This is a genomic window from Streptomyces sp. T028 (genome assembly GCF_048159505.1).
GTDB lineage: Bacteria > Actinomycetota > Actinomycetes > Streptomycetales > Streptomycetaceae > Streptomyces.
In genome coordinates this window covers 162,000-188,003 of sequence record NZ_JBLRVZ010000040.1, presented here as the reverse complement: position 1 = coordinate 188,003, position 26,004 = coordinate 162,000, and the positions used below count along the sequence as shown (strand labels likewise).

The following is a 26,004-nucleotide window of genomic DNA, read 5'->3' as shown; positions in this document are numbered from 1 at the left end:
CGCTATGCACCGTCCTCGGGTCTGGGGGCTTTGACGCCGTGCACGCGCGCGTACTCGGCCGCGAGCCACGGGCCGAGGTCGTCGACGTACGACGTGAGGACGGCCGCGTCCCCCGTCGGCTCGTAGCCGTGGGTCGCCGCCGCGCGCACCTGGCCGGCCCGCTCGGGGTAGTGGATCGCGAACGCCTCGGCCATTTCGTGCAGATCGCTGGTCCAGCCGTTCCAGCGGGGCATGACCAGGGTGAACGCGGTGCGCACGAGGCGGCGTGACATGACTCGGACAAGGGGCCGAAGGGCCTCCTCCGTATCGGCCGTCTCCGCGATCCGCGCACGCCAGCGAGGCAGCACCAGGGCCAGGTCGCCGTTCGTCTCGCGCGCGAGGAGCGAGTCGGGGCGGTAGCGGGGCAGGTACTCGGCGAGGTCCTCGCCGAGGAGCGGGGTGCACAGACAGGCGACGAAGAACCCCAGGTCGTACCGCTCCAGGTCGCTCAGAACGCGTGTGCGATCGGAGAGCAGCACTCCACCGCCGTCGATCTGTGGGAACCCCTGGTCGAGGGCCTCGAGCAGCCCCTGCCCGCCGGACCGGTCGGCCTCGGTCGGCTCGTCGTACAGGACGACCAGCACGTCCAGATCGCTGCGCCCCACGCGCGCGGTGCCGCGCGGAATCGACCCATAGAGGTACGCGCTGTGCAGCCGCGTGCCGAAGAGATCGAGGATCCCGTCCCGGGCGGCCGCGACGACCGGCCGGAAGTCCTGTGGCACGCGCGCGAGGGAGCCCTCACGGGCGATGTAGCCCTGAGGGTCGAGCCCTCGCGGGGGAACCGTTTCAGCCATGGGGCCACTGTGCCCGGAGCGGGGTTGGGGGCGGCAGCCCCCGTTGCCCGCTCCCGCTGCCCTTACCGCGACCGCTTGGCGAGCCGCTCCACGTCCAGCAGGATGACCGCCCGCGCCTCCAGGCGCAGCCACCCGCGCTGGGCGAAGTCGGCGAGCGCCTTGTTGACCGTCTCGCGCGAGGCGCCGACGAGCTGGGCCAGCTCCTCCTGCGTGAGGTCGTGGACGACGTGGATGCCCTCCTCGGACTGCACGCCGAAGCGGCGGGAGAGGTCCAGCAGGGCGCGCGCCACGCGGCCGGGGACGTCCGAGAAGACCAGGTCGGACATGGCGTCGTTGGTCTTGCGCAGACGCCGGGCGACGGCGCGCAGCAGCGCGGCGGCCACCTCGGGGCGTGCGTTCAGCCAGGGCTGGAGGTCGCCGTGGCCGAGGCCGAGCAGCTTGACCTCGGTGAGGGCGGTCGCCGTCGCCGTACGCGGGCCCGGGTCGAAGAGCGACAGCTCGCCGATCAGCTCACCGGGGCCGACCACGGCCAGCATGTTCTCGCGGCCGTCGGGGGACGTGCGGTGGAGCTTGACCTTGCCCTCGGTGACGACATACAGCCGGTCGCCCGGGTCGCCCTCGTGGAACAGGGAGTCGCCACGGGCGAGCGTCACCTCACTCATGGAGGCGCGCAGCTCCGCGGCCTGCTCGTCGTCGAGAGCCGCGAAGAGCGGGTTGCGCCGCAGAACGTCGTCCACGAGTTCTCTCCTTGTCGACCTGCTCAGGGGATCTTGTCCCCCGCTTACCAGGGGACCTGGTTCCCCATTTTGCCGGACGGTCCAAACAGTGTGATCTGTCACAAGGATGCCGCACACATGTCCCGAGGTAAGCGGCAGGGGTCCAATTGGGGGCCGATCTTCGGGGTCCGGGGCGGATGTCGGTGCCGGGCTTTAGGCTGGCCGGGTGTCCAAAACGCCGGTGAGAGCACAGGCCAAGGGGGCTGGGCGGGTGGTTGTACGTCGCGATTCCGCTGTGGGCGAACAAGAGTCCGGCGAGGGTAGGAAAACGGAAGAAATGGCAAAAAAGGCCACTGCTCGCAAATCGGCCGCAAAGCCGGCTGTGAAACCCGTGACGGTAGGGAAAGCGGCTGCCGCAGCCGGGAAAGCGGCTGCCGCGGCCGGGAAGCCCGTTACCCCGGCCGGGAAGCCCGAGTCGCGGACCGCGCTCGTCCGCCGTGCCCGCCGTATCAACCGCGAGCTCGCCGAGGTCTACCCCTACGCCCACCCCGAGCTGGACTTCGTGAACCCCTTCCAGCTCCTGGTCGCCACGGTCCTGTCCGCCCAGACCACCGACCTCAGGGTCAACCAGACGACCCCCGGCCTCTTCGCCAAGTACCCCACCCCCGAGGACCTGGCCGCGGCCAACCCGGAGGAGGTCGAGGAGATCCTCCGCCCCTGCGGGTTCTTCCGCGCCAAGACCAGATCGGTCATAGGACTCTCCAAGGGCCTGGTGGAGCAGTTCGACGGCGAGGTCCCCGGCCGTCTGGAGGACCTGGTCAAGCTGCCCGGCGTGGGCCGCAAGACCGCCTTCGTCGTCCTGGGCAACGCCTTCGGGCGCCCGGGCATCACCGTGGACACCCACTTCCAGCGGCTCGTACGGCGCTGGCAGTGGACCGAGGAGACCGACCCCGACAGGATCGAGGCGGCGATCGGCGCGCTGTTCCCGAAGAGCGACTGGACGGACCTCTCCCATCACGTCATCTGGCACGGCCGCCGCATCTGCCACGCCCGCAAGCCCGCCTGCGGCGCCTGCCCCATCGCCCCGCTCTGCCCGGCGTACGGCGAGGGCGAGACGGACCCCGAGAAGGCGAAGAAGCTCCTGAAATACGAGAAGGGCGGCTTCCCCGGCCAGCGGCTGAACCCGCCGCAGGCCTACCTCGACGCGGGCGGCCGGCCGGCTCCGCCGCTGGGGACCGGGGCCGGATGAGCGGGCGGCGACGCAGGCACGGCCGACGGGCGACCGAGGCCCGTCCGGCGGAACGATCTACGGGTCCTCGCGCGTTGGACCCGGCAGAACGGGGGGTGGTGCGGTGATGGCACGGGCGAGTGGCACAGCTAGCGACAGCGACACGGCGAGTGACGCGGCTGGGGGTACGGCCCGGGATGCGGCCGGGGATGTGGCAGGTGCCAGGGCGGGCGGCACCCCCGGCACCGCGGTGCCGCTGCGCAAGCAGGGGCTGCCCGGCTGGCTGGACCCGGTCGTGCATGCCGTGGAGACGGTCCAGCCGCGCCAGCTCAGCCGCTTCCTGCCGCCGGAGGACGGCGCGGGACGACCGTCGGCGGTCCTCGTCCTGTTCGGCGAGGGCGAGCGGGGCCCCGAGCTGCTGCTGATGGAGCGGGCCGGCTCCCTGCGCTCGCACGCGGGACAGCCCTCCTTCCCCGGCGGCGCCCTCGATCCCGAGGACGGCGATCCGCAGGGCGACGGACCCCTGCGGGCCGCGCTGCGCGAGGCCGAGGAGGAGACCGGACTCGACCCCTCGGGCGTCCAGCTCTTCGGTGTCCTGCCCAGGCTGTACATCCCGGTCAGCGGTTTCGTCGTGTCGCCCGTCCTGGGCTGGTGGCGCGAGCCGAGCCCGGTGGGGGTCGTCGACCCGAACGAGACGGCCAGGGTCTTCACGGTCCCCGTGGCCGATCTCACGGACCCGGCCAACCGCGCGACCACCGTCCACCCGAGCGGCCACCGAGGTCCGGCATTCCTGGTCGAATCGGCCCTCGTCTGGGGCTTCACGGCCGGGATCATCGACCGACTGCTCCACTTCGCGGGCTGGGAGCGGCCCTGGGACAGGGAGAAGCAGGTCCCGCTCGACTGGCGGTCATGACAGGGTGAACCCCGTGAACGTGCTGGACATCTTGTTGCTGGTCGCGGCCGTCTGGTTCGCGGTGGTCGGCTTCCGCCAGGGCTTCGTCGTCGGCATCCTGTCGGTGATCGGCTTCCTGGGCGGCGGCCTGGTCGCCGTCTACCTGCTGCCGCTGATCTGGGACTGGCTCACCGACAACGCCGAGGTCAGCACCACGGCCGCCGTCGTCGCCGTGGTCGTCGTGATCGTCTGCGCCTCGGTCGGACAGGCCCTGACCACCCATCTCGGCAACAAACTGCGCCGGTACATCACCTGGTCCCCGGCCCGCGCCCTGGACGCCACGGGCGGCGCCCTGGTGAACGTCGTCGCGATGCTGCTGGTGGCCTGGCTGATCGGCTCGGCCCTGGCCGGCACCACACTGCCCACCCTCGGCAAGGAGGTCCGTAGCTCCACGGTTCTTCACGGGGTGTCCCGGGCACTGCCCGACCAGGCCGACACCTGGTTCGCCAACTTCTCCAACGTCCTCACGCAGAACGGCTTCCCGGAGGTCTTCAGCCCGTTCGCCAACGAGCCGATCACCGACGTCCAGCCGCCCGACCCGGCCCTGGCGGGCAGCCCCGTCGCCACGCGCGCGCAGCGCTCCATCGTCAAGGTGATGGGCACCGCCGAGAGCTGCGGCAAGGTCCTGGAGGGCACCGGCTTCGTCTTCGGCGAGCGCCGCGTCATGACCAACGCGCATGTCGTGGGCGGCGTCGACGAGCCGACCGTGGAGATCGGCGGTGAGGGCCGCAAGTACGACGCGACGGTCGTGCTGTACGACTGGAAGCGCGACATCGCCGTGCTCGACGTACCGGACCTTGACGCGCCCGTGCTGAAGTTCACCACCGACGACGCGACCACCGGCGCCGACGCGATCGTCGCCGGCTTCCCGGAGAACGGGGCGTACGACGTCCGTGCCGCGCGCGTGCGCGGCCGCATCAAGGCCAACGGCCCGGACATCTACCACCGCGGCACCGTGCGCCGTGATGTGTACTCGCTCTACACGACCGTCCGCCAGGGCAACTCCGGCGGCCCGCTGCTCACCCCCGACGGCCGGGTGTACGGCGTGGTCTTCGCGAAGTCGCTCGACGACGCCTCCACCGGGTACGCGCTCACCGCCGACGAGATCCAGCAGGACATCCTCGACGGACGCAGCGCCGGACAGCAGGTGGACAGCGACAGCTGCGCCCTCTAGGGCCTCAAACGGGGCGGGAGCCCTTCAGGAGGGGGCGGGCGCGGGAGTCCGGCCGGGCGACACGGTCGTGGGCGTCAGCCTCGCGGGTGACGCAGGCGTACCGAGACCCAGCGGGCCCGGCGGCGCAGGATGCGCGGAATGCCCACCCGGAGGTCGGAGCCCGTCAGCTGCGGGTCGCTGCCTCGTTGGTGGGGGCTCAGGCCAGCGGCCGAGCGGCGGTTGCGTGCTGCGTCACTGTAGTCGTGCGTCCAGCCCATACCCCGACGTCTGCCCCCGCCCCAAGGTCGATAACCGCCCCGAGGCCTGCCAATTGGCCTATGCGTCGGGCAATTGGCCGCTTGTCGTACAGGCGTTTCATGCGTCGTTCCGCACGGCACGCCGACGGCACACCGTACGCCGCTCCGTATCGCGCTCGTACGGCGCTTCGCGCAGCCCGCAGGCCCGGGCACCGGGTGCGATCGACCGGTCACCGATCGGGTTCGGGGTCCTTCAGCCAATTGACCAGTTCGGTGGAGAAAGCGACCGGATCCTCCTCGTGCGGGAAGTGGCCCAGCCCGTCGAACAGCCGCCAGCGGTACGGCGCCTCGACGTACTCGCCGGATCCCGCCGCGCTGCGGGTGCGCATCACCGGGTCGAGGGACCCGTGCAGGTGGAGCGTGGGGACGCGCACGGGCCGCTTCATGCGCCGGTAGAACTGGACACCGTCCGGCCGGGCCATCGAGCGCACCAGCCACCGGTACGGCTCGACCGAGCAGTGCGCGGTGGAGGGGATGCACATCGCGCGCCGGTACGTCTCCAGCGTCTCGTCCTCCGGCGGCCGCGGCCCGGACCACTCCCGGATCAGCCGGGCCACCAGTTCCCCGTCGTCGGCGGTGAGCTGCCGCTCGGGGATCCACGGGCGCTGGAACCCCCAGATGTGGGAGCTCGCGGTCGACTGCCGGACGTCGGCGAGCATCGCCGAACGCCAGCGCCTCGGGTGCGGCATCGAGGCCACCGCGAGCCGCCGGACCAGCTTGGGGCGCATCACGGCCGCCGTCCACGCCAGATAGCCGCCCAGATCATGGCCGACGAGCGCGGCGTCCGGCTCGCCGAGGGAGCGGATCACGCCGGTGATGTCGAGGGCGAGGTTGGCCGGGTCGTAGCCCCGGGGCGTACGGTCGCTGCCGCCCACGCCCCGCAGGTCCATGGCGACGGCCCGGAAGCCCGCGTCGGCGAGCGCGCCGAGCTGGTGCCGCCAGGTCCACCAGAACTGCGGGAAGCCGTGGACCAGCATGACCAGCGGCCCGTCGCCGGCCTCCGCGATGTGGAAGCGGGCGCCGTTCGCGGCCACCTCGCGATGGGTCACCTTGGTGCCGTCGGCGTAGTCCGGCCGTACGACCGAGGTGGGTTGCGCCGAAGGGGTGGCGGGGTCCGTCATGACGTCGAGCGTGCCACAGCCTCGATGGCCTCCGGGACCCGGTCCTGCGACAGCTCCGGCCGCGGGTGCGGCTTGGCGTTCTGCAGGACGCCCGCGCTCTCCTTCATCGAGGCGGCCACCTTCTGCGGGCCCTGGCTCTTCTTGGCCTTCTTCGCGAAGGCCACGCCGATCAGCACCAGGACGAGCGCGACGAGCACGTTCGCCGCGAAGGACAGCAGGAAGCAGATCGCGAGATTCCAGTCGCTCCAGGTCCGAATGCCGTACGCCAGCGCGAAGTTCAGCATCGGCAGGGAGAACACCAGGACCGCGCCGGCCACCGTGAACGCCCCGCCGCTCGCCGCGCCGCGCTTGACGTCCTGCTTGAGCTGCGCCTTCGCCAGCGCGATCTCGTCGTGCACCAGCGCCGACATCTCGGTCGTCGCCGAGGCGAACAGCTGGCCGATGCTGGCTTCGGCGCCGACCGGGCTGCCGTCGGGTGCGCTCATCGCGGTCTCCCTCTTCTGCTGCTCTGTGTTGCTGGTCCGTCTGACTGGTTCGTCCGACTGGTTCGTCCGACTGGTCTGTCGGATGGCGTGTCCGACCGGCGTGTCCGACTTCGTTTGTACCGTCCCGTCAGATCATGCCGGACCGTCGCCGTCCTCGCCCGCCCCGCCCGGTACTTCGGCGGCCATGCGGGGCGCGGGACCCGACTCCACGGCCGTCTGCTCGCCGCCTTCCTCGCTCCTCTCGCGGGCGATCTCCGCGGCGACACGGCGGTGCTCGGCCGCCTTGCGGTCGTGGATCTCGGCCATCCGCAGGTGGTACGCCGGGTCGTCCTGCTCGTAGACGTCCGGGATGCCGTCGCTGTCCTCGTCGCGCTCCTCGGCCTCGTAGATCCGGCGGTAGCGGGCGTTGCGCAGCTTCAGCAGGACGGTCGCGAGCGTCGCCGCGATCAGTGAGCCTGTCAGCACGGCCGCTTTGACCTCGTCGGTCAGGGTCCGGTCGCCCTCGAAGGCCAGTTCGCCGATGAGCAGGGAGACCGTGAAGCCGATGCCGGCGAGCGTGGCGACGGCGAAGACGTCCGCCCAGGTCAGGTCCTCGCTGAGGGAGGCCCGGGTGAAGCGGGCGGTCAGCCAGGTCCCGCCGAAGATGCCGACCGTCTTGCCGACGACGAGCCCGAGGACGACGCCGAGCGTCTCCGGCCTGGTGAACACCTCGCCCAGCGCTCCGCCCGAGATCGTCACCCCCGCGCTGAACAGCGCGAACAGCGGCACGGCGAGGCCCGCGGAGAGGGGACGTACGAGGTGCTCGATGTGCTCGCCGGGGGAGTGCTCCTCGCCCTCGCGGGTGGTGCAGCGCAGCATGAGGCCCATGGCGACGCCGGCGATGGTCGCGTGGACGCCGCTGTTGTACATCAGCGCCCAGACCACCAGCGCGAGCGGCACGTACACGTACCAGCCGCGTACGCCCGTGCGCAGCAGTACCCAGAAGACGGCGAGGCCGACGATCGCGCCGCCCAGCGCGGCGAAGTGGATCGTGTCGGTGAAGAAGACCGCGATGATCAGGATCGCGAACAGGTCGTCGACGACGGCGAGGGTGAGCAGGAAGGCGCGCAGCGCGCTCGGCAGCGACGTACCGATGACGGCGAGCACGGCGAGCGCGAAGGCGATGTCGGTGGCGGTGGGCACGGCCCAGCCGCCCTCGTCGCCGCCTCCGGTGAGGCTGGTGAGGGTGTAGACGAGCGCCGGTACGGCCATTCCGCACAGCGCGGCAGCGACGGGCAGCGCGGCGGCGCGGGGGTCGCGCAGTTCACCGGCGACCAGTTCGCGCTTGAGTTCGATGCCGGCGACGAAGAAGAAGACCGCGAGGAGGCCGTCGGCCGCCCAGTGCTCGACCGACAGGTTCAGTCCCAGGGCCTCGGGGCCCAGGTGGAAATGGCTGACGGTCTCGTAGCTGCCGTGCAGCGCGGGGACGTTCGCCCAGACCAGTGCGGCCACGGCCGCGACGAGCAGCAGCACACCGCCGACGGTCTCGGTCCGCAGCGCGTCCGTGACGTAGGTCCGCTCGGGGAGGGAGAGCCGTCCGAAGACCTTGCGGGCGGTGGTGCGGGGCGCGGACACGGTGGAGACCTCCGGGCGGTGGGCATGGCGGAACGCATGCCGACCAGACTTCCCGGCGCACCTGTTTTGTTTAGCTTACCTAAGGTGCATGGGGTGCGGTCGGGGCCTGTGGTCAGGTGATCCCCACGATAGGTGCGAAACGGGCACCCGGCGCGGTCCTTCGCGTCGCCGGATGCCCGTTCCCCGAGGGTGCTCGGCTCGGAGCCGTACCTCAGTCCTCGCTGGGCGCCGCCGGGAGCTTCGCCTGGATGAGGTCCATGACCGTGGAGTCGGTCAGGGTGGTCACGTCGCCCAGCTGGCGGTTCTCGGCGATGTCCCGCAGCAGACGGCGCATGATCTTGCCGGAACGGGTCTTCGGCAGCTCCTGCACCGGCAGGATCCGCTTCGGCTTGGCGATCGGGCCGAGGGTCGCGCCGACGTGGTTGCGCAACTCGGTGACCAGGTCCTCGGATTCGGCCGCGGTCCCGCGCAGGATGACGAACGCGACGATCGCCTGCCCTGTCGTCTCGTCGGTCGCGCCGACCACCGCCGCCTCCGCGACGGACGGGTGCGACACGAGCGCCGACTCGACCTCGGTGGTCGAGATGTTGTGCCCGGAGACGAGCATGACGTCGTCGACCCGGCCCAGCAGCCAGATGTCCCCGTCGTCGTCCCTCTTCGCGCCGTCGCCCGCGAAGTACTTGCCGTCGAACCGCGACCAGTACGTGTCGAGGAAGCGCTGGTCGTCGCCCCAGATGGTGCGCAGCATCGACGGCCACGGCTCGGTCAGGACCAGATAGCCACCGCCGCCGTTCGACACCTCGCCCGCCTCGTCGTCGACGACGGTCGCGGAGATGCCCGGCAGCGGTCGCTGGGCCGAGCCCGGCTTGGTCTCGGTGACACCTGGCAGCGGCGAGATCATCATCGCGCCGGTCTCGGTCTGCCACCAGGTGTCCACGATCGGCGTCCGGTCGGCACCGATGTGCTTGCGGTACCAGATCCAGGCCTCGGGGTTGATGGGCTCACCGACCGAGCCGAGGACGCGCAGGGAGGACAGGTCGAACTTCGCGGGGATGTCGTCGCCCCACTTCATGAACGTACGGATCGCGGTCGGCGCCGTGTACAGGATCGTCACCCCGTACTTCTGCACGATCTCCCAGAAGCGGCCCTGGTGCGGGGTGTCCGGCGTGCCCTCGTACATCACCTGCGTCGCGCCGTTCGCCAGCGGCCCGTAGACGATGTACGAGTGCCCGGTGACCCAGCCGACGTCGGCCGTGCACCAGAACACGTCGGTCTCCGGCTTGAGGTCGAAGACCGCGTGGTGCGTGTACGCCGCCTGCGTGAGGTAGCCGCCGGAGGTGTGCAGGATGCCCTTCGGCTTGCCCGTCGTACCGGACGTGTAGAGGATGAACAGCGGCTGCTCGGCGCCGAACGCCTCGGGCGTGTGCTCGGCGGACTGCCGCTCGACGATCTCGTCCCACCACACGTCCCGGCCGGCGGCCCAGGCGACCTCCTGGCCGGTACGGCGGACCACCAGCACATGCTCGACGTTGTCGACCTTGCCGATCGCCTCGTCGACGGCCGGCTTGAGTGCGGACGGCTTGCCGCGCCGGTACCCGCCGTCGGCCGTGATGACGACCTTGGCGTCGGCGTCCTGGATCCGGGTCGCCAGCGCGTCCGCGCTGAACCCGCCGAAGACGACGGAGTGCGCGGCGCCGATCCGGGCGCACGCCAGCATCGCGACCGCCGTCTCCGGGATCATCGGCATGTAGACCGCGACCCGGTCGCCCTTGCGGACGCCCAGCTCCAGCAGCGCGTTGGCGGCCTTCGACACCTCGTCCTTGAGTTCGGCGTAGGTGAGGGCGCGGCTGTCGCCCGGCTCACCCTCGAAGTGGATCGCGACCCGGTCGCCGTGTCCGGCCTCCACATGCCGGTCGACGCAGTTGTACGCGACGTTGAGTTCGCCGTCCTCGAACCACTTCGCGAACGGCGGGTTCGACCAGTCCAGCGTCTGTGTCGGCTCCTTGGCCCAGGTCAGCCGACGGGCCTGCTCGGCCCAGAAGCCGAGCCTGTCAGCCTTGGCCTGTTCGTACGCCTCCGCCGTGACGTTGGCGTTCGCGGCCAGGTCGGCGGGCGGCGCGAACCTGCGCTCTTCCTTGAGCAGGTTGGCCAGGCTCTCGTTGCTCACGACATCTCCCTCTCGAAGGGTGTCCGTTGTGTCCCAGGCCACAGCTCATCAGAACCGGGGGGCCGGTGACAAGGGCCGACGGAAAATTGGTTTAGACCTGTTGGGTCTTGGTGTGTCGCCGGGTCACCCGTACCCACGGACCGGGGCCGGACGGAGTTCAGCCGGTGTAACGCCTTTCACACTCTTTGACCCACATGATCGAACAAATCGCTCCCGTCGCTCCCGGTGAGCAGATACGTCTGTGCCTCGCCGACGTGGAAGTACAGCCCGTGCAGCTCCAGCGTCCCGGCCCGCAGGGCGCGCGCCACCGACCCGTGCGCCCGCAGATGATCCAACTGCTGGAGCACGTTCGTCAGACAGAGCTGCTCGACCGCGTCCGCCGGCGCCCGCCCGGCCAGCCGGGCCCAGGGGCGGCTGTTGTCGGCCATCCGCTCCAGACTCGGCAGCCCGTGCCGCAGCCACCGCTTCAACGGGGTCTCCTCACCGCCGGGTTCGGAGCCGAGCAGCGCCTGCATGGCCCCGCATCCGGAGTGCCCGCACACGGTGATGGACCGCACGCTCAGCACGTCCACCGCGTACTCGATCGCCGCCCCCACCGAGTCGTCCCCGCTCTCCTCACCCGGCGGCGGCACCAGGTTGCCCACGTTCCGCACCACGAACAGGTCGCCCGGACCACTGGAGGTGATCATCGAGGTGACCAGCCGTGAGTCGGCGCAGGTGAGGAACAGCTGCGTCGGCTGCTGGCCCTCCCGGGCCAGCCGCGCCAGCTCCCCGCGCACCAGCGGCGCGGTGTTCCGCTGGAACGCGCTGATGCCGCGGACCAGTGGGTGGCTGCCGGAGTCGAGGGCGTCGGTGTCGGGGGCGTCCGGACCAGCGCCGTCGGAACCCCGGCGGCCGGCCCTCGCTCCCGCCGACCCGGCCGTTTCGCTCGGCTCATTCGGGTTCGTCGGCTTGTTCGGCTTGTTCGGTGCCTCGGAACCCTTGGCGCCTGCGGAGCGCGGGAGTTCGCACTGGTGGTTGCGCCAGGGGGTCCAGGGCCGGCAGCGGCAGTCGGTGTTGGTACCGGCGTGGGCCGGAGCCGCGGCTCCCGCGCCGAGTCTGCGGCCGGCCAGTTCGACGGTGCCGCCCTGTGCGGTGTGTGTCTTCTGCCAGTCCTGCAGGGCCTCGTAGGCCGCGTGGTCCATGAAGGAGCCGTCCAACTCGACCACGACAGGCGTGCCCTGGGGCACGAGGTGCAGGGCCCGGCTGAGCCGTGGCACCGCGAGGAACGTCAACTGGCCTCGTACATGGACGTGATGGACTCCTTCCTGCTCGTCGTGGGTGATGCGGGTGTGGGTGAGACGGTTGAGGGCGACGGCGACGGCCACCGCGATCCCCAGCGTCACGCCCTCCAGGACGCCGAGGAACACCACGCCGAGGGCGGTGACGGCGTACACCAGCACCTCTCGGTGGCGGGTCACCGTGCGGATGTGGTGCAGGGACACCATCTGGATGCCGACGGCCATCACCAGGGCGGCGAGCGAGGCGAGCGGGATGAGCTCCAGGATCGGGACCATCAGCAGCGCGGCGATCACTACGAGAACGCCTTGGAGCACCGTGGAGTTCCGGCTCACGGCTCCTGATTGGACATTCGCCGAACTACGCACGGCCACCCCCGCGACCGGCAGCCCGCCGAGCGTGCCGGAAACGATGTTGGCGGCACCCTGACCGAGCAGTTCGCGGTCGAGGTCGGAGCGGCCGACGCGCGGCGCGCGGCCGGTGGGGGAGGAGATGAGGTCCTGGCGGGAGGCGATGAGCTTGTCGACGGCGACCGCGCCGAGCAATGACTGCACGCTGCACACCAGGGTGGTGGTGAGGACGGCGGCGGCGACGCCGAGCGCCGGACCCTCGGGCAGCCCGGCCAGGGCGTGGCTGCGCCAGGAGGGCAGGTCGACCTTGGGCAGGGTGAGGCCGGCGAGGGAAGCGGCGGCCGTGGCCCCGGCGACGGCGACGAGCGCGGCGGGCACCTTGCGCAGCAGTCGGCCCGGTCGGCCGGGGATGCGGGGCCAGAGCAGCAGCAGGCTCAGGGTCAGGGTGCTCACGGCGACCGCGGCGGGTTGCAGTCCGGCCAGTTGGGTGGGCAGGGCGCGGAGGTTGTCCAGGACGGAACTCTGCGGGGTGCCGCCGAGGACGATGTGCAGTTGGGCGACGGCGATGGTGACGCCGATGCCGGCGAGCATGCCGTGCACGATGGCGGGGCTGACGGCGAGCGCGGTGCGCGCCACGCGCAGGCAGCCGAGGCCGAGTTGGGCGAGTCCGGCGAGGACGGTGATGGCACAGGTCGTCCGCCAGCCGTAGCGCTGGATCAGGTCGGCGGTGACCACGGTGAGCCCGGCGGCGGGGCCGCTGACCTGGAGCGGGGAGCCGCCGACCCGGCCTGCGACGATCCCGCCGACGGCGGCGGCGACGAGGCCGGCCTGGAGGGGGGATCCGGTGGCCAGGGCGATGCCCAGCGACAGGGGGAGGGCGATCAGGAAGACCGCGATCGCGGCGGACACGTCGGCGCCCGCGATGCGGAATCGGCGGTGCGGGCCCGATGGGGGGCTGTGGGGCGGGTGGACGCGCTGGGTGCGCGACGAGTCGGACGTACGGGTGGGGACGCAGGCTGACATGTTTCCCGTCTCCTCCGGGGCAGCGCGGTCGCGGGACTGGTGGTCCCCCGTCGATGGCGGGGGCGGTCGCGGCCGTGGGTCACGGCGTACAGCGGCGGGATGAAGAATCAACGCTCGGTAAAACGATCGTAATGCAGAGTAAAGGCCAGGCATGAATTTATGCGGCAAATAGGGCAATGAATCACTCTCTTGGGTGAAGTGGGCATTTTATCGGCTTGTCGTATTAATTCCTTCTCGGTCCCGTGCGACCTTGACCGCGCTGCCGGCTCGCCCCGGCACGCCACCGACAGGACGCCCTCGTCGGCGTGGGCCGAGAGAAGGAAGAAGGTGGGCGGAACATGACCGCCACCCAGAGAATCGCCGCGGCCGTCGTGGCCGCCGCGACGGCCGCCGTGTCACTTGCCGGTTGTGCGACGGAAACCGACGCTTCGAAGACGGGAACGCAGGCTCCGCGCAAGGGCGCCCCGGCGCCCGAGAGCGGGCTCCGGCTGATCGGCGACGGCTCCACCGCGTACACCGGACCGCAGCCGCACCAGCCCAGACCGCAGCGTCTGAAGCCCGGTCAGAAGCCCCCGCAGTTCGTGGTGTTCTCCTGGGACGGCGCCGGCGAGGACAGCCAGAAGCTGTTCTCCCACTTCCGCAAGGTGTCCAAGGCCAACCACGCGACCATGACGTACTTCCTCAGCGGCGTGTACATGCTGCCGGAGGAGAAGGCCGACCTGTACAGGCCTCCGCAGCACTCGCCGGGCCGCTCCGACATCGGCTTCAACGACGAGCAGGGCATCGCCGACACCGTCGAGCAGCTGCGGCTGGCGTGGCTGGAGGGCAACGAGATCGGCACCCACTTCAACGGCCACTTCTGCGGCAGGAACGGCGGCGTCGGCGAGTGGTCGCCGGCGGAGTGGACGGACGAGATCGCCCAGGCCAAGCGGTTCGTGAAGACCTGGAAGACCAACACCGGCATGACGGAGGCGGCCCCGCTGCCCTTCGACTACGACAAGGAGCTGATCGGCGCCCGCACTCCCTGCCTCGAGGGGCAGAAGAACTTCATGCGAGCCGCGGGCCAGTTGGGCTTCCGCTACGACACCAGCGGTGTCAACAACCAGATCTGGCCGAGCAGGCGGATGGGTTTGTGGGACCTCTCCATGCAACTCGTGCCCTTTCCGGGGCACAACTACGAGCAGCTCACCATGGACTACAACTTCATGGTCAACCAGTCCGGCACCAGGACCCAGGGCGACCCCGCCAAGCACGCGTACTGGGGCGAGCAGATGCGCGACGGGCTGCTCCGGGGTTTCCACCGCGCCTACAACGGCAACCGCGCACCGCTGATCATCGGCAACCACTTCGAGTCCTGGAACGGCGGAACGTACATGCGCGCCGTCGAGGAGGTCGTCGAGACCGTCTGCAACCAGCCGGACGTGCGCTGTGTGTCCTTCCGGCAGTTGGCGGACTGGCTCGACGCCCAGGACCCGATGACGCTGGCCAAGCTGCGCTCGCTGGGCGTCGGCGAGCCCCCGAAGCAGGGCTGGGCGTCCTTCCTGTCGGGCCGGCCCGCCCCGGCCCCCAAGGGCGCGCCGGGCGCGCCGGCGGCCAGGCGGTAGGCCGCCGCCAAGGTCGTCTAGACGGCGGTGGCCACGCTTTCGCCCAGGACGAAGTCGGGGTCGACCTGCGCCGCCAGGTCGGCCCCGGTGCGCTCGTCGCCCCAGGACCGGGCGTTCTTCAGGTGGAAGTGCACCATCTGGCGCGTGTAGCGCTCCCAGTCGCGCCGCTCGTAGGCGGTGTCGACGGTCGTCCGCAACAGGCGCAGGGCGTCACGGTCGGCCGGGTCCAGGAGGTCGAACCGGGGCGGCCGGCCCTTCTCCATGGCGCGCACCCAGTCCGAGTGCCCGACCGTGACGAGCAGGTCGTCGCCGACTTCGGCGCGGAGGAAGTCGATGTCGTCCTGGCCTTGCACCTTGTTGCCGACGACCTTCAGTTCGACGCCGAAGTCGCGGGCGTACTCCTTGTACTGGCGGTAGACGGAGACCCCCTTCCGGGTCGGCTCGGCGACGAGGAACGTGATGTCGAAGCGGGTGAACATGCCGGAGGCGAAGGAGTCCGAGCCCGCCGTCATGTCGACCACGACGTATTCGTCACGGCCGTCCACCAGGTGGTTCAGGCACAGCTCCACCGCTCCCGTCTTGGAGTGGTAGCAGGCGACCCCCAGGTCGGCGTCGGTGAAGGGGCCGGTGACCATCAAACGGACGGCGCCGCCGTCGAGTTCCACCGGCCGGGCGCAGGCGTCGTAGACCGGATTGTCCTCGCGTACCCGCAGCAGCCGGGAGCCCCGGCCGGGCGGGGTCGTCTTGATCATCGTCTCGGAGGAGGCGATGCGCGGGTTGGAGCCGCGCAGATGGTCCTTGATCAACGGCAGGTGCTCGCCCAGCGCGGGCAGTGCGGCGGCCTCTGTCTCGTCGAGGCCGAGAGCGGGGCCCAGATGCTGGTTGATGTCCGCGTCCACGGCGATGACAGGGGTGCCGAGGGTGGCGAGATGGCGGATGAACAGGGAGGACAGCGTGGTCTTGCCGCTGCCGCCCTTCCCGACGAAAGCAATTTTCATGTTCACCAAGAGTAGTGTGACGATAGCGGTGCGTGGCGGCGATGCGTGAAGAAGACCACTCCTTCGAGGGGTGCGGGCCCTGGTTGCGTAATGTCGTACTCATGAGTACGACAGGCGCGTCCGCCGATCCGCTCGCGGCCCTGGGCTCGTTGCCCGGTGTGGCCGAGTCCGTGGAGTCCGTGCGCAAGGCCGTGGACCGGGTCTACGGACACCGGGTCATGCGGCGCCGCAGCAACGAGATCACCTCCGAGGCCGCCCTGCGCGGCGCCCGCGGTTCGGCGGCGCTGTCCGGCGCGGACTGGGCCCTGGAGGAGGTGCGCCGACGCAGCGACTTCGGTGTCGACGACGAGGCGCGGATCATGGGTGCCGCGCTGCGGCTGACCGCGGAGGCGGGGCAGCTGCTGTCCATCTGGCGGCAGTCGCCGCTGCGGGTGCTGGCCCGGCTGCATCTGGTGGCCGCGGCGGGCGGCGGTGACGAGATCGGGCGGCCGAGGCAGGCCGGGGAGCCGGTCGACGAACCGCTCGTCGAGCTGCCGCTGCCCGGCGCCGACGAACTGGCCGGCCGACTGGAGGGGCTCTCCCGGTTGATCATCGCGGGGAGCTCGGCGCCCGCCCTGGTGACGGCCGCCGTGGTGCACGGCGAGCTCCTCGCCCTGCGCCCCTTCACCTCGTGCAACGGCCTGGTCGCGCGCGCGGCCGAGCGCATCGTGCTGATCGGCAGCGGCCTCGACCCGAAGTCGGTCTGCCCGGCCGAGGTGGGCCATGCCGAGCTGGGCCGGGCGGCCTATCTGGCGGCCCTGGACGGCTATGCGTCGGGCACTCCGGAGGGTGTGGCGGCGTGGATCGCCCACTGCGGCAGGGCGGTCGAACTGGGTGCACGTGAGTCGACGGCGGTGTGCGAGGCGCTGCAGCGAGGGGCGGCATAGGGTGCAAGACGCCGCGGGGGGCGTGGAGGCGGCTGCGGCGCGGCGGCCGGTAAGGCGCGAAAGTCCCCTTGTACGGGTTGCGGCGGTACGAGAATTCGTACCGCCGCTGGCATGTTCACCGGGTTACCAAGCGTCCTCGATATGTTGCCCACCAGGCCGGGATCTTTGCCCGTGACCTGGTGCGGCTGGCCCGTAATCGACGGGTCGACGTCGCGTGGGTGCTCGATGTCCATGCATCGGTCCGTGGGCCAAATGCGTTGTTTAAGGTGATCCTTTCGGATGTCCTTGGTCTCGCGGGCCGTTGAGTCCTTTCTACTCCAGGACCCGGGCAAGCGGAACCCCCGCCGTCAGTTCTTTACTTTTGCAGCCAAATAGGTTTGAAACGGTCTTCGCAGCTCAGGCGGTCGCCGCCCGGCGCCGGCTCGCGTACCAGACCAGCCCCGCGGTCGCCGCCGCCGCGCCTATGGCCGCCGCCGCGACGAGTGCCGGACGGGGCGGTACGGAGAACGAGGGGATCCGCTGCTTGAGCCGTACGGGCCGGTGGAAGTCGAGAATCGGCCACCCGCGCGCGACAGCCTCGCGCCGCAGCGCCCGGTCCGGGTTCACGGCGTGCGGACGGCCCACCGCCTGCAGCATCGGCAGATCGGTCGCCGAGTCGCTGTAGGCGAAGCAGCGCTCCAGGTCGTACCCCTCCGAAGCGGCCAGCTCCTTGATCGCCTCCGCCTTCGTCGGGCCGTAGGCGTAGTACTCCACCTCGCCCGTGTAACAGCCGTCCTCGCCCACCACCATCCGGGTGGCCACCACGCGGTCCGCGCCCAGCAGCTCGCCGATCGGCTCGACCACCTCGGTGCCTGACGTGGACACGATCACGACATCGCGCCCGGCCGTGTGGTGCTCCTCGATGAGGGAGGCCGCCTCGTCGTAGATGAGCGGGTCGATCAGGTCGTGGAGGGTCTCGGCGACGATCTCCTTCACCTGCTGGACGTTCCAGCCGCGCACCATCCCGGACAGGTACTCGCGGGTCCGTTCCATCTGGTCGTGGTCCATACCGCCCACGAGGAAGACGAACTGGGCATATGCGGTCCGCAAGGCGGCCCTGCGGTTGATCAGCCCGCCTTGGTAGAAGGACTTGCTGAAGGTGAGCGTGCTCGACTTCGCAATGACCGTCTTGTCCAGGTCGAAGAAGGCGGCTGTGCGGGGCAAGGAGTGGTTTTCCACAACCAAGAGCATAGGGGCAGCCCATTCGGCGTAAGGTGGGCGCGTGGGTTTGCCTGAGAGGGCTCTCGGGTACACCATGGAAGTCACGGATCGTTCGCGACCGTGCTAACCCGGTCCGGCTCCTCCCCCCCCCCGAGTCGGCCGTGGAGACGACCCCCGCTCTCCCCCCCGGCGGGGGTCGTCGCATGTCCGGGTGGGTTTTCCCGTTCTGAGCGCGGCTGGGCCGTGTCTGCGAGGCGGCCGAGGCCGCCTCTTCGTCATGCCCGTGATCCGTCACGATGGGTAGTCGTCGGACTGCTCTGTGGGAGTCGCACAGGAGATGGTGCGGCCGTCACCGGTATGGGTGACGGCGATATTCACAACCGGCCGCCCGTCCACAGTTTTCCACCAAGATCCACAAGATTTCCGGGTTCGCTGCACCGTGATTCCGACGCGTCCGCTCGGGCCGGGAGTTCCTGGCCGGTTCCGTTTGCCGGGTGCGCGCGGCCGGTTTCTGTCGGCCGTTCATATGGAGGCCGGTTGTCCGGTTCTTCACACGTTTGGGAATCGCCGGGCCGCAGAGGCTGCGCGACCCACGACAAAGGGGGACGAAAACCATGGCCGGAGCTGTTATGCAAGACCCGCCGCCCGCCGCCTCCGACCGGCAGGGCAAACCGCTGATCGTCACGGAGGACGCAGACCTCCTCGACGACCTGCTGCGCCTGTGCGCCGCGGCGGGCGCCACACCCGAGGTGCACCACTCGGTGCCGGAGCGCCGCGGCAGCTGGGAGGCCGCACCGCTCGTCCTCGTCGGCGACGATGCCGTGCGCCGGGTGCGCGGGGCCGCCCGCAGACGCGGGGTGGTCCTCGTCGGACGTGACCAGGACGACCCGGGGGTCTGGCAGCGCGCCGTCGAGATCGGCGCCGACCACGTCCTGATGCTGCCCGACGGCGAACAGTGGCTGGTCGACCGCATCGCCGACGTCGCCGAGGGCGTCGGCCGGCCCGCCCTCACCGTCGGCGTCATCGGCGGCCGCGGCGGCGCCGGAGCGTCCACGCTCGCGTGCGCCCTCGCCGTCACCTCCGCGCGCGAAGGTCTGCGCACCCTCCTGGTGGACGCCGATCCGCTCGGCGGCGGACTCGACGTACTGCTCGGCGGGGAGACGACGGAAGGACTGCGCTGGCCCGCGTTCGCCGCCTCGCGCGGCCGGGTCGGCGGCGGTGCTCTGGAGGAGTCGCTGCCCGAACTGCACTCGCTGCGCGTGCTCAGCTGGGACCGCGGCGACTGCGTCACCGTCCCGCCGCAGGCCGTGCGGGCCGTCCTCGCTGCGGCCCGTCGCCGGGGTGGCACGGTCGTGGTGGACCTGCCACGCCGCATCGACGACGGTGTCGCCGAGGCCCTTGCCCAGGTCGACCTCGGGCTCCTCGTCGTCCCCGCCGAACTGCGCGCCGTCGCAGCAGCCGGCCGGGTGGCCGCCGCGGTCGGCATGGTCCTGCGCGACCTCAGGGTGGCGGTACGAGGCCCGTACACACCGGGCCTCGACGACCGCGAGGTGGCCGGGCTGCTCCGGCTGCCCCTGGCCGGCGAGTTGCCCGTCGAACACGCACTGCTGCGCCCGGACGGCGGCAAGGCACCCCCGGGCGCCGCCGCGCGCGGGCCCCTCGCCCGCTTCTGCAAGCAGTTCTGGGAGCGGGCGCTCACCGAGGCGGGTGGCTCATGAGCACGCCACCGGCGCCGCCGGAAGGCGCGCTGCTGGACGGCGTACGGCAGTGGCTCGCCGCGCGCGGGGCCGAGCCGACGCCCGCGCGCGTGGCGCAGGCCCTGCGGGAGCAGGGGCGGGTCCTCGGGGACGCCGAGATCCTCGGGGCGGCGCAGCAACTGCGGTCCGAGCTGATCGGCAGCGGGCCGCTGGAGCCGCTCCTCGCCGACCCCTCGGTGACCGACGTCCTGGTGTCCGCCCCGGACCGGGTCTGGGTCGACCGGGGCGGCGGCCTGGAGCTGACCGCCGTCTCCTTCCCGGACGCCGCGGCCGTACGGCGCCTCGCGCAGCGCCTGGCCTCGGTGGCCGGACGGCGCCTGGATGACGCCCGGCCCTGGGCCGACGCCCGGCTGCCCGACGGAACCCGGCTGCACGCGGTGCTGCCCCCGGTGGCCGTCGGCTGCACCAACCTGTCGCTGCGGGTCGTACGGCCGCGTGCGTTCACGCTCGGCGAACTGGTGGCCGCGGGAACCGTGCCGCCGGGCGGGGACCGGGTGCTGCGAGCGCTGCTGCGGGCACGGCTGTCCTTCCTGGTCAGCGGAGGCACCGGCAGCGGCAACCCCAATCTATGACTAAGACGCCACTCAAAGGATCATGTCTTCACCTTGCTCGCGAACGTGCAGATTAGCGCTCTGACCTGCAAGGATGTCGCCAGATTTCCGGGCGTCGGCCTGAGCCTTCGAATCCAAGGTGAGCGCAGAAAGCGGCCCCGGTCGGCGACGGGGGCGCCGGCCGGGGCCGCTCTGGCACTACTTCAGGCGCGGGCTACAAGGCGGGCTGCCCACTGCCCGGGCACGTCTCCGTGCCGGTGCCGTTCCGCTGGTGCATGGTCGTCGGGGTCCCGGGCGCCGAGCCGACGCCCGCACCGCAGACGGGGCAGTTCCCCGCCACCAGGCCGGGGTCGAATCGGTGGTTGCTCTGGTGCTCACACATGATCAGTTCTCCCTTGCTCACTGGGATGGTGCCGATGTGTGGTGCACTCCGCCGCGCACCCTGCGAGGGGTGGCGTGGAGGTCTCAGAACTTGCGGACGAAGGCGCGCTCGCCGTTGTGGAAGAACACGGTCAGTCCTTCGCTCGTCTTGCCTTCCCGGGTCGACCAGACGTCGATGCGCTTGGTGCCCGGCGAGTCCGCCGTGCCGATGACGCCGGCCAGCCACGCGTCCGGCGCACCGCCGACGGGCGCGGCCTGCCACGCGGCGGGCTGGCCGTGTACGGCCGGGGTGGGGATGTCGTGCTTGGCACCCTCGGCGAGCTGCCCGATGATCTGCCACCGCTGCTCGCTGCCGGCAGCGGTCACGGTCAGGGCGTAGGGGTGCGGGCCGCCTTCAATGGTGTCGACGCGCTGCACGTCGGGGGTGTTTTTCAGCAGGTCAACGAGGTAGTCACGGTATTCCAGGGGGCGCATTTATGATCATTTCCTCTCGTGGCAGCCCGGTCAGTCTATGAGCCATCCGAGCCGGAGGAGCCTGATGTTGCATGCTGGAAATCCCTACGGGTGGCATGCCGTGGGGCTACCTGCATTCCAGGGCAAGCGCGTGCAGGGCGTGGCTGTCGGGGCAGTAGTCGCGGTGCGTACAGCGGGCGCACGTGGTCGTGTGCCGCCGGTACACCTGGACTGCCTTGCGGCCGGTGCAGGGCTGGCAGGCGGACGGGAACCAGCGCTTCACCATCCCGGCGCGGGGGCTGATGCGTGGGCCGAGGACGATGCGGTCGTCGGGTGAGCAGCCGCACCAGACGCAGGCCTTCCCGGCGATCTGCTCCCGGCTCAGGCCGCCCAGCCGGGGAACGGGCAGCATCTCCGGCGCGCAGACGAATCCGGGGTTCACGGCTGGTCCGCGATCGGGACGAGCTCGTAGATGTCGCGGCACGACTGGCACGCGAAGAGCCGCGCCCCGCTGGAGTCCCGGACAGGGCGAGCCGTGTTGCTGTACGACTCGTGCCACGCACACCAGGCGATAGCGGTGCGGGGGATGGCGGGCGGATCCGTCGTCGGCTTGCGGCTGGGCATGGTCGGCTCCATGTACAGACGGTGTGGGTACCGTCACATCGTGCCGACCGGGCAAGGGGGTGGCGTTGACAGGTTGGCAACACCCAACCCCTTGACCCGCGCAGGTCCGGGCGCTACACGCCGCACCAGCTCGCGAACTCCAGCAGATCCCCCGGCGCCCGTGTCCGCGCCCGCAGCAGCGTCGCCACCGTCTCGTGCACGCCCGGGTGATACCGGGTCTGCTGCGGCGCCGCCTTCCGCGCCTGCCCCAGCGACTTGAACGCGTCCTCGTGCTTCGCGGTCCACGTCTCCGCCCGGGCCCGGTCCACCCAGTAGTGCCCCGCCCGAGCCTCCGGATAGTCGTCCGGCAGACGCACCTTGCGGGCCTTCTCCAACGCCCGCGCGTGCTTGTCACGGTCGCTGGACGCGGACATGGCATGGATCACCACGTTGACGGGGCCGAACACGAGCCCATAGTCGCGGGTCTCGCCCGTCTCCTCGGCGATCTCCCCGGCCGCCGTCAGCCACTCGTCCGCGCCGGCGCTGTCCCCGCGCCGGCTGGAGAGGATCGCGGCCTTAAGGTGCAGCGCGCCGCGGACTGCTTTCGTCGCCTGATGCCCGTCGTCATCGAGATCCCTCAGCGCCTGCTGGACAAGGAGGATCCCCCGGTCGTGGCGCGCAGCGTCCGCCATCAACTGCGCACGGTCCCACCGTTCGATGGCCACCTGCCGTGGGTCGCCGGACTGCGGGGCCGAGACCCCCATGCGGGAGAGCGCGAGGCGGGCCAGGTCCATGAACCCGATCTGACGGCCGACCACGTAGACGGTGCGGCACAGTTCGGCTTGCAGCCACGCCGCCTGTTCGAGTGCGTGGCCGGGGCGCTGGGTGAGGACGTGGGCGTTGACCTCGGCGAGGAGGGAGGGAAGCTCGCGGGCGATCTCGATGTACTCGGCCCTGGCGCGCATCCGTTCCAACTCGGCCACTGCGGCCCGCAGGTCGCCCAACAGCCGGGGCGGAGGGTCGCCCTCACCGAGGGGGATGTCCCAGTCGTCCAGGGCCATGCTGATGGGTGTTATCAGCCGGTCGAGCTGGTCGGCCTGGAGCTGGTGAATGTAGGGCTGGCCGTGCAGGACTGAGATGCTCACCGACAGGGCGCGGGCGACGGCGGAGACGATGGAGGGGCTGGCTTGGCGCTGGCCGTTGATGATGCGGGAGAGCATGGCTGGGGAGACGTTGGCGCGGCGGCCGAGTTCTCTGAGTGAGTAGCCGCGCAGGGCGGCGACTTCTTGGATTCGGATCCCGATTCCGCCGGTGCTGGCGCGCGTTGGGTGTGGCATGCTGGCTCCGTTCTGACCTCGACACTCAGAACGCTACTCCCGGTCGGCTCCGGGAACATACGGCCTCCGTGAAGCTACACACGGGGGCCGTAGACCGTTCGCCCCCGGACGCACGAATGCGGCCCCTCCCGCCCGTAGGCGAGAGGGGCCGCAGTCATCGTGCGAAGAGGGAGAGCGCGCCCGTCGCGGCGCCTGCCAGACCGGCGAGGACGCCGATCGTGGGCAGCGGCCACCGTGCACGTTCCAAGGTGCGGAGGCGGGTCTCGTGGTCGGCGACATCCTTACCGAGGTCTGTGAGCCCCTGGCCGATTCCGTCCAGTTTGGTCTCCACCCGGGTCAGGCCGTCGCTCAGGGATCTCAGCTCCTGGTACATCTGAGCCGGGCTGATGTAGACGCCCGGGTCGGGGACCGGGGCCGTCACTCGCGGCCGCCGTCGTCAGTGCGCAGCCACGACGGCAGCAGCGCCTGGACGCCGGGCACGGCCATCACGCGGGCGAAGCCGCCCGCCACAGCGAGCGCCCCGGCGACCCACGGCAGGGCGGCCGGGATGCCGGAGGCGTCGACGACCGCAGGCAGGACGACCGCGATACCAAGCGCGGTCTGCAGCACCGTGCGGACGGTGCGCTTCGTGGACTCCTTGGCCATGGTCAGGCCCCCTTCTTCTCCAGCGCGGTGACACGCTTCTCCAGAGCCGTCAGCCGCTCCTCGGTGGTCGGCGCCGGGGTCGGCGTCGTGGTGCCGGGCGACCAGGACGCGGCGTGCTTGAGCCGCTCGGCGACCCGCTTGCGGACGTCGGGCATGGTGATGCCCGGCCCCTTCGGGTCGACCTTGGTGTTCGTCCACTCCTTGTGGCCGATGACGGAGGTGTCGCCGTCCTTGCCCCAGCCGTGCGCGCGGAGCAGGGCGGCCGACGCGCGGACGATCGCCTCGACCTGGACGGCGGGCCACGGGTCCTTGCCGTCGCCGAGGTTGACGCACTCGAAGCCGTAGAAGTGGACGTTGCCGTCGGTGTCGTTCTCGTTCGGCGCGGGCAGCGCCTTCTCCGCGACGACCGCGGCCAGGACGTCGCCGTCGCCCTTCCCGGCGTGGTTGGTGCGGCCCCAGCCGACGAGGTGCACCACGCCCTTCTTGTCGATGACGCCGTGGCACAGCGGCCCGGGCAGCGCGGCGTAGCCGTCGCGGCAGATCGCCACGGAGGCGTCGGTGCCGGACGTGACGGTGTGGTGGATGACCACACCGTTGACCGGGCCCCAGGCGCCCTTGTGGTTGCGGTTGTGGGTGCGCCAGTTGCCGACCTCGACAACGGTGACGCCCTCGGCCTTCAGCGCGGCAAGCGCCGTGGCGGCGGTGAGAGGTGTGGCCATCTGGGCTCCAGACATGCGAAAGGCCCCGGCCTACAGCGCGGGGCGGCGGGGTGGGACGGTCAGGCGGCGGGCCGGTAGCGGCGGAGGGTCAGTTGCCCGTACTCCTTGTCCACCGTGATCGACTGGCCATCCGCCAGCGTCGACATCGCATCCCCCCGCAGCACCACCGTCATCCGGTGAGGGATGCCCGTGTCCGGGTTGACCGGCCAGTCCGCGGGCACGGTGTACACGGTGTCGACGAGGAGCGGCATGTGGTGGCGGTCGCGGGAGACGTTGTCGCCGCACAGGCTGCTGATCCGCGTCCAAGAGCCAGCCGATCCAAGCCCGTTGTCGGCGTCGTACATCCACAGGTGGTAGCCGACACCGACCGTGTAGCCGGGGCTCGTGTCGTTGGTGACCCGCGCCCGGCCGGACACGTCGAGGACGTCGCCTGCCGTGACGGGGACGACGATGCGCAGCAGAGTCCGAAACCCGAGCCCAGACGACAGGCCGATCGGCAGCGTGCTGGCCGGGACTTCGTCGGTCGCGTGGATGCCGAGCAGGGTCGGCTCGGCGACGACTGTGAGGATGGTCACGTGGCTCCTTACGCGGCAGCTTCGTAGGCGATGGACCCGCGCAGGACGTGGCCGGAGGCCAGCGTCACGGGGGTGGTGGGGCTCATGTTGGTGCCGGTCGCGGGGGTGGCGGCGGTCGGGAAGGTGGCGGCCATGGACGATCCGCCGCTGGCCAGTGAGCACTGGCCGATGTAGGTGGACCCGGCGGTGAGCCGGGTTGTGCCGAGCATGTCCTGGCTCGCGGAGGCGGCCGCCGTCGGCACCCCGAACGAGTAGTTCCCGGAGCCGTAGGTGGTGGTGCTGCCGGTGGTGAGGGTGAACCCGGCCAGCACCGTGCGGCCGACCTTCATGTACCGGCCGGTGATCGTCCCGTTGCCCAGGACCGGGTTGGTGGTGGCCGCGGTCCAGGTCGGGGTGTACGAGGTCCAGGCGGCGAAGATCGAGTTGAACTGATCCCTCACCTCTTGGTTGAGCAGGGCGGCGGTGACGACCTCACCGACCACCCACGTGCGCGGCGCGAACGTCACTGCGAGGCCTCCTCAACGACGGGGGCGAGCGAGGGACGCCGGGCCGTGGCGAGCAGCCCGGCGGCGGCCGCGGTCTCGGCGGCCATGCCGTCCAGGGCGGGATCGGAGGACTCGGCCGGGCGGGTCCATGACGGGTCGTCGGGGTGCCACCAGTTCCGCTCGTGCGGGAGCTCGTGGGCGACGGACGCCTCCGCCTCTGCAGGGTCCTCGGGGAAGACCAGCCGGATCCAGCCGAGGCCGCACTCGGTGCACGCCATGCGCGGGTCGGCCGGAGTGACGACCTGCGCGGAACCGCACGGGCAGTCGGCCACCCACCGGCCGTGGTTGATCCGGGCGTAGGCCAGCTGCCCGATGATGAACCCCGCTGGCGGGACGAGGCGGCGCTGCTGCCGGTGCTCCGCCCACCGGAACACGCGCTCGGCCGGGGCGACCTGGTCCCATGCGGTGGGGTGGCGGGGCGGCGGCTGGTAGAACGTCTCGGCGCGCTGGACGGCGATGGCCACGGCGCCCCC

Annotated in this window: 26 protein-coding genes and 2 pseudogenes; 7 read left to right on the top strand and 21 right to left on the bottom strand. The window is 71.0% G+C overall.

Features of this window, described 5'->3' with window-relative positions; translation table 11 throughout:
* Positions 1 to 2: 2 nt before the first annotated feature.
* Both ACLZN2_RS35465 and ACLZN2_RS35460 read right to left on the bottom strand, forming a co-directional pair.
* Positions 3 to 833 (bottom strand): nucleotidyltransferase domain-containing protein, encoded by an 831-nt coding sequence (locus tag ACLZN2_RS35465; protein WP_416983592.1) that lies wholly within the window; start codon positions 831 to 833, stop codon positions 3 to 5.
* 62 nt (positions 834 to 895) lie between these two features.
* A complete protein-coding gene (locus ACLZN2_RS35460; RefSeq protein ID WP_029382547.1) occupies positions 896 to 1,570 on the bottom strand; it encodes a Crp/Fnr family transcriptional regulator in 675 nt (224 codons plus the stop codon).
* Between the two features lie 316 nt (positions 1,571 to 1,886).
* Here ACLZN2_RS35460 and nth point away from each other — a divergent pair, with 316 nt between their 5' ends.
* From nth to ACLZN2_RS35445, 3 genes are all read left to right on the top strand, one after another.
* Entirely contained in the window at positions 1,887 to 2,798 is a 912-nt protein-coding gene (nth, locus tag ACLZN2_RS35455) for an endonuclease III (RefSeq protein WP_416983590.1), read from the top strand.
* A 229-nt stretch (positions 2,799 to 3,027) separates the two neighbouring features.
* Positions 3,028 to 3,690, top strand: coding sequence for an NUDIX hydrolase (locus ACLZN2_RS35450; protein WP_416983607.1), 663 nt, complete (start codon positions 3,028 to 3,030; stop codon positions 3,688 to 3,690).
* Between the two features lie 13 nt (positions 3,691 to 3,703).
* On the top strand, positions 3,704 to 4,903 hold the full coding sequence (locus ACLZN2_RS35445; RefSeq protein WP_416983589.1) for a MarP family serine protease: 1,200 nt from the start codon (positions 3,704 to 3,706) through the stop codon (positions 4,901 to 4,903).
* 74 nt (positions 4,904 to 4,977) lie between these two features.
* On the opposite strand, the gene ACLZN2_RS35440 is transcribed toward ACLZN2_RS35445, so the two are convergent.
* The 6 genes from ACLZN2_RS35440 to ACLZN2_RS35415 form a co-directional block, all read right to left on the bottom strand.
* Entirely contained in the window at positions 4,978 to 5,160 is a 183-nt protein-coding gene (locus ACLZN2_RS35440; protein ID WP_416983588.1) for a hypothetical protein, read from the bottom strand.
* A gap of 209 nt (positions 5,161 to 5,369) precedes the next feature.
* The gene (locus ACLZN2_RS35435) at positions 5,370 to 6,320 is read right to left on the bottom strand and encodes an alpha/beta fold hydrolase (protein WP_416983587.1); all 951 of its coding nucleotides are present in this window, start codon (positions 6,318 to 6,320) and stop codon (positions 5,370 to 5,372) included.
* On the bottom strand, positions 6,317 to 6,805 hold the full coding sequence (locus ACLZN2_RS35430) for a phage holin family protein (protein WP_416983586.1): 489 nt from the start codon (positions 6,803 to 6,805) through the stop codon (positions 6,317 to 6,319). The genes ACLZN2_RS35435 and ACLZN2_RS35430 overlap by 4 nt, the downstream gene beginning before the upstream one ends.
* Positions 6,806 to 6,937: 132 nt before the next feature.
* Positions 6,938 to 8,419 (bottom strand): Na+/H+ antiporter NhaA, encoded by a 1,482-nt coding sequence (nhaA, locus tag ACLZN2_RS35425; RefSeq protein WP_416983584.1) that lies wholly within the window; start codon positions 8,417 to 8,419, stop codon positions 6,938 to 6,940.
* 211 nt (positions 8,420 to 8,630) lie between these two features.
* Positions 8,631 to 10,586 (bottom strand): acetate--CoA ligase, encoded by a 1,956-nt coding sequence (gene acs / locus ACLZN2_RS35420; protein ID WP_416983582.1) that lies wholly within the window; start codon positions 10,584 to 10,586, stop codon positions 8,631 to 8,633.
* A 176-nt stretch (positions 10,587 to 10,762) separates the two neighbouring features.
* Positions 10,763 to 13,237 (bottom strand): bifunctional SulP family inorganic anion transporter/carbonic anhydrase, encoded by a 2,475-nt coding sequence (locus ACLZN2_RS35415; protein WP_416983581.1) that lies wholly within the window; start codon positions 13,235 to 13,237, stop codon positions 10,763 to 10,765.
* A gap of 338 nt (positions 13,238 to 13,575) precedes the next feature.
* On the opposite strand from ACLZN2_RS35415, the gene ACLZN2_RS35410 reads away from it, so the two are divergent.
* Positions 13,576 to 14,841 (top strand): hypothetical protein, encoded by a 1,266-nt coding sequence (locus ACLZN2_RS35410; RefSeq protein ID WP_416983579.1) that lies wholly within the window; start codon positions 13,576 to 13,578, stop codon positions 14,839 to 14,841.
* Between the two features lie 17 nt (positions 14,842 to 14,858).
* On the opposite strand, the gene ACLZN2_RS35405 is transcribed toward ACLZN2_RS35410, so the two are convergent.
* Positions 14,859 to 15,839 (bottom strand): ATP-binding protein, encoded by a 981-nt coding sequence (locus ACLZN2_RS35405; RefSeq protein ID WP_416983578.1) that lies wholly within the window; start codon positions 15,837 to 15,839, stop codon positions 14,859 to 14,861.
* Positions 15,840 to 15,940: 101 nt separating this feature from the next.
* Between ACLZN2_RS35405 and ACLZN2_RS35400 the strand changes: the two genes are divergently transcribed.
* Positions 15,941 to 16,765 (top strand): oxidoreductase, encoded by an 825-nt coding sequence (locus ACLZN2_RS35400; protein ID WP_416983577.1) that lies wholly within the window; start codon positions 15,941 to 15,943, stop codon positions 16,763 to 16,765.
* 396 nt (positions 16,766 to 17,161) lie between these two features.
* Here ACLZN2_RS35400 and ACLZN2_RS35395 read toward each other — a convergent pair whose 3' ends face one another.
* Complete coding sequence (locus ACLZN2_RS35395) at positions 17,162 to 17,995, bottom strand: HAD family hydrolase (RefSeq protein WP_416983576.1); 834 nt, start codon at positions 17,993 to 17,995, stop codon at positions 17,162 to 17,164.
* A gap of 584 nt (positions 17,996 to 18,579) precedes the next feature.
* On the opposite strand from ACLZN2_RS35395, the gene ssd reads away from it, so the two are divergent.
* Both ssd and ACLZN2_RS35385 read left to right on the top strand, forming a co-directional pair.
* Complete coding sequence (gene ssd, locus ACLZN2_RS35390; protein WP_416983575.1) at positions 18,580 to 19,683, top strand: septum site-determining protein Ssd; 1,104 nt, start codon at positions 18,580 to 18,582, stop codon at positions 19,681 to 19,683.
* Positions 19,680 to 20,291, top strand: a pseudogene (locus ACLZN2_RS35385) (ATPase, T2SS/T4P/T4SS family); the annotation flags it as partial. The gene ssd and the pseudogene ACLZN2_RS35385, both read left to right, overlap by 4 nt.
* Before the next feature lie 196 nt (positions 20,292 to 20,487).
* Here the strand turns inward: ACLZN2_RS35385 and ACLZN2_RS35380 are convergent.
* The 11 genes and pseudogenes from ACLZN2_RS35380 to ACLZN2_RS35330 all read right to left on the bottom strand — a co-directional run bounded on the left by ACLZN2_RS35380 (position 20,488) and on the right by ACLZN2_RS35330 (position 25,995).
* A complete protein-coding gene (locus ACLZN2_RS35380; RefSeq protein ID WP_416983573.1) occupies positions 20,488 to 20,655 on the bottom strand; it encodes a hypothetical protein in 168 nt (55 codons plus the stop codon).
* A gap of 83 nt (positions 20,656 to 20,738) precedes the next feature.
* Positions 20,739 to 21,128: a hypothetical protein gene (locus ACLZN2_RS35375; protein WP_416983571.1), complete on the bottom strand. Its 390-nt coding sequence runs from the start codon at positions 21,126 to 21,128 to the stop codon at positions 20,739 to 20,741.
* A gap of 106 nt (positions 21,129 to 21,234) precedes the next feature.
* Positions 21,235 to 21,549, bottom strand: coding sequence for a hypothetical protein (locus ACLZN2_RS35370; RefSeq protein WP_416983570.1), 315 nt, complete (start codon positions 21,547 to 21,549; stop codon positions 21,235 to 21,237).
* Positions 21,546 to 21,731 carry a hypothetical protein gene (locus ACLZN2_RS35365; protein WP_416983569.1) on the bottom strand — a complete coding sequence of 62 codons (186 nt, stop codon included), beginning with the start codon at positions 21,729 to 21,731 and terminating at the stop codon, positions 21,546 to 21,548. Before ACLZN2_RS35365 ends, ACLZN2_RS35370 begins: the two co-directional genes overlap by 4 nt.
* A 113-nt stretch (positions 21,732 to 21,844) precedes the next feature.
* Positions 21,845 to 23,047 carry a helix-turn-helix domain-containing protein gene (locus ACLZN2_RS35360; protein ID WP_416983567.1) on the bottom strand — a complete coding sequence of 401 codons (1,203 nt, stop codon included), beginning with the start codon at positions 23,045 to 23,047 and terminating at the stop codon, positions 21,845 to 21,847.
* A 154-nt stretch (positions 23,048 to 23,201) separates the two neighbouring features.
* A complete protein-coding gene (locus tag ACLZN2_RS35355) occupies positions 23,202 to 23,468 on the bottom strand; it encodes a hypothetical protein (protein ID WP_416983566.1) in 267 nt (88 codons plus the stop codon).
* On the bottom strand, positions 23,465 to 23,692 hold the full coding sequence (locus ACLZN2_RS35350) for a hypothetical protein (RefSeq protein WP_416983565.1): 228 nt from the start codon (positions 23,690 to 23,692) through the stop codon (positions 23,465 to 23,467). Before ACLZN2_RS35350 ends, ACLZN2_RS35355 begins: the two co-directional genes overlap by 4 nt.
* Before the next feature lie 47 nt (positions 23,693 to 23,739).
* Positions 23,740 to 24,411 (bottom strand): annotated as a pseudogene (locus tag ACLZN2_RS35345) (N-acetylmuramoyl-L-alanine amidase); the annotation flags it as partial.
* A 59-nt stretch (positions 24,412 to 24,470) separates the two neighbouring features.
* On the bottom strand, positions 24,471 to 24,986 hold the full coding sequence (locus ACLZN2_RS35340) for a hypothetical protein (protein WP_416983564.1): 516 nt from the start codon (positions 24,984 to 24,986) through the stop codon (positions 24,471 to 24,473).
* 8 nt (positions 24,987 to 24,994) lie between these two features.
* A complete protein-coding gene (locus ACLZN2_RS35335; protein ID WP_416983562.1) occupies positions 24,995 to 25,492 on the bottom strand; it encodes a hypothetical protein in 498 nt (165 codons plus the stop codon).
* On the bottom strand, positions 25,489 to 25,995 hold the full coding sequence (locus ACLZN2_RS35330; protein WP_416983561.1) for a hypothetical protein: 507 nt from the start codon (positions 25,993 to 25,995) through the stop codon (positions 25,489 to 25,491). The genes ACLZN2_RS35335 and ACLZN2_RS35330 overlap by 4 nt, the downstream gene beginning before the upstream one ends.
* Between the last annotated feature and the right edge of the window lie 9 nt (positions 25,996 to 26,004).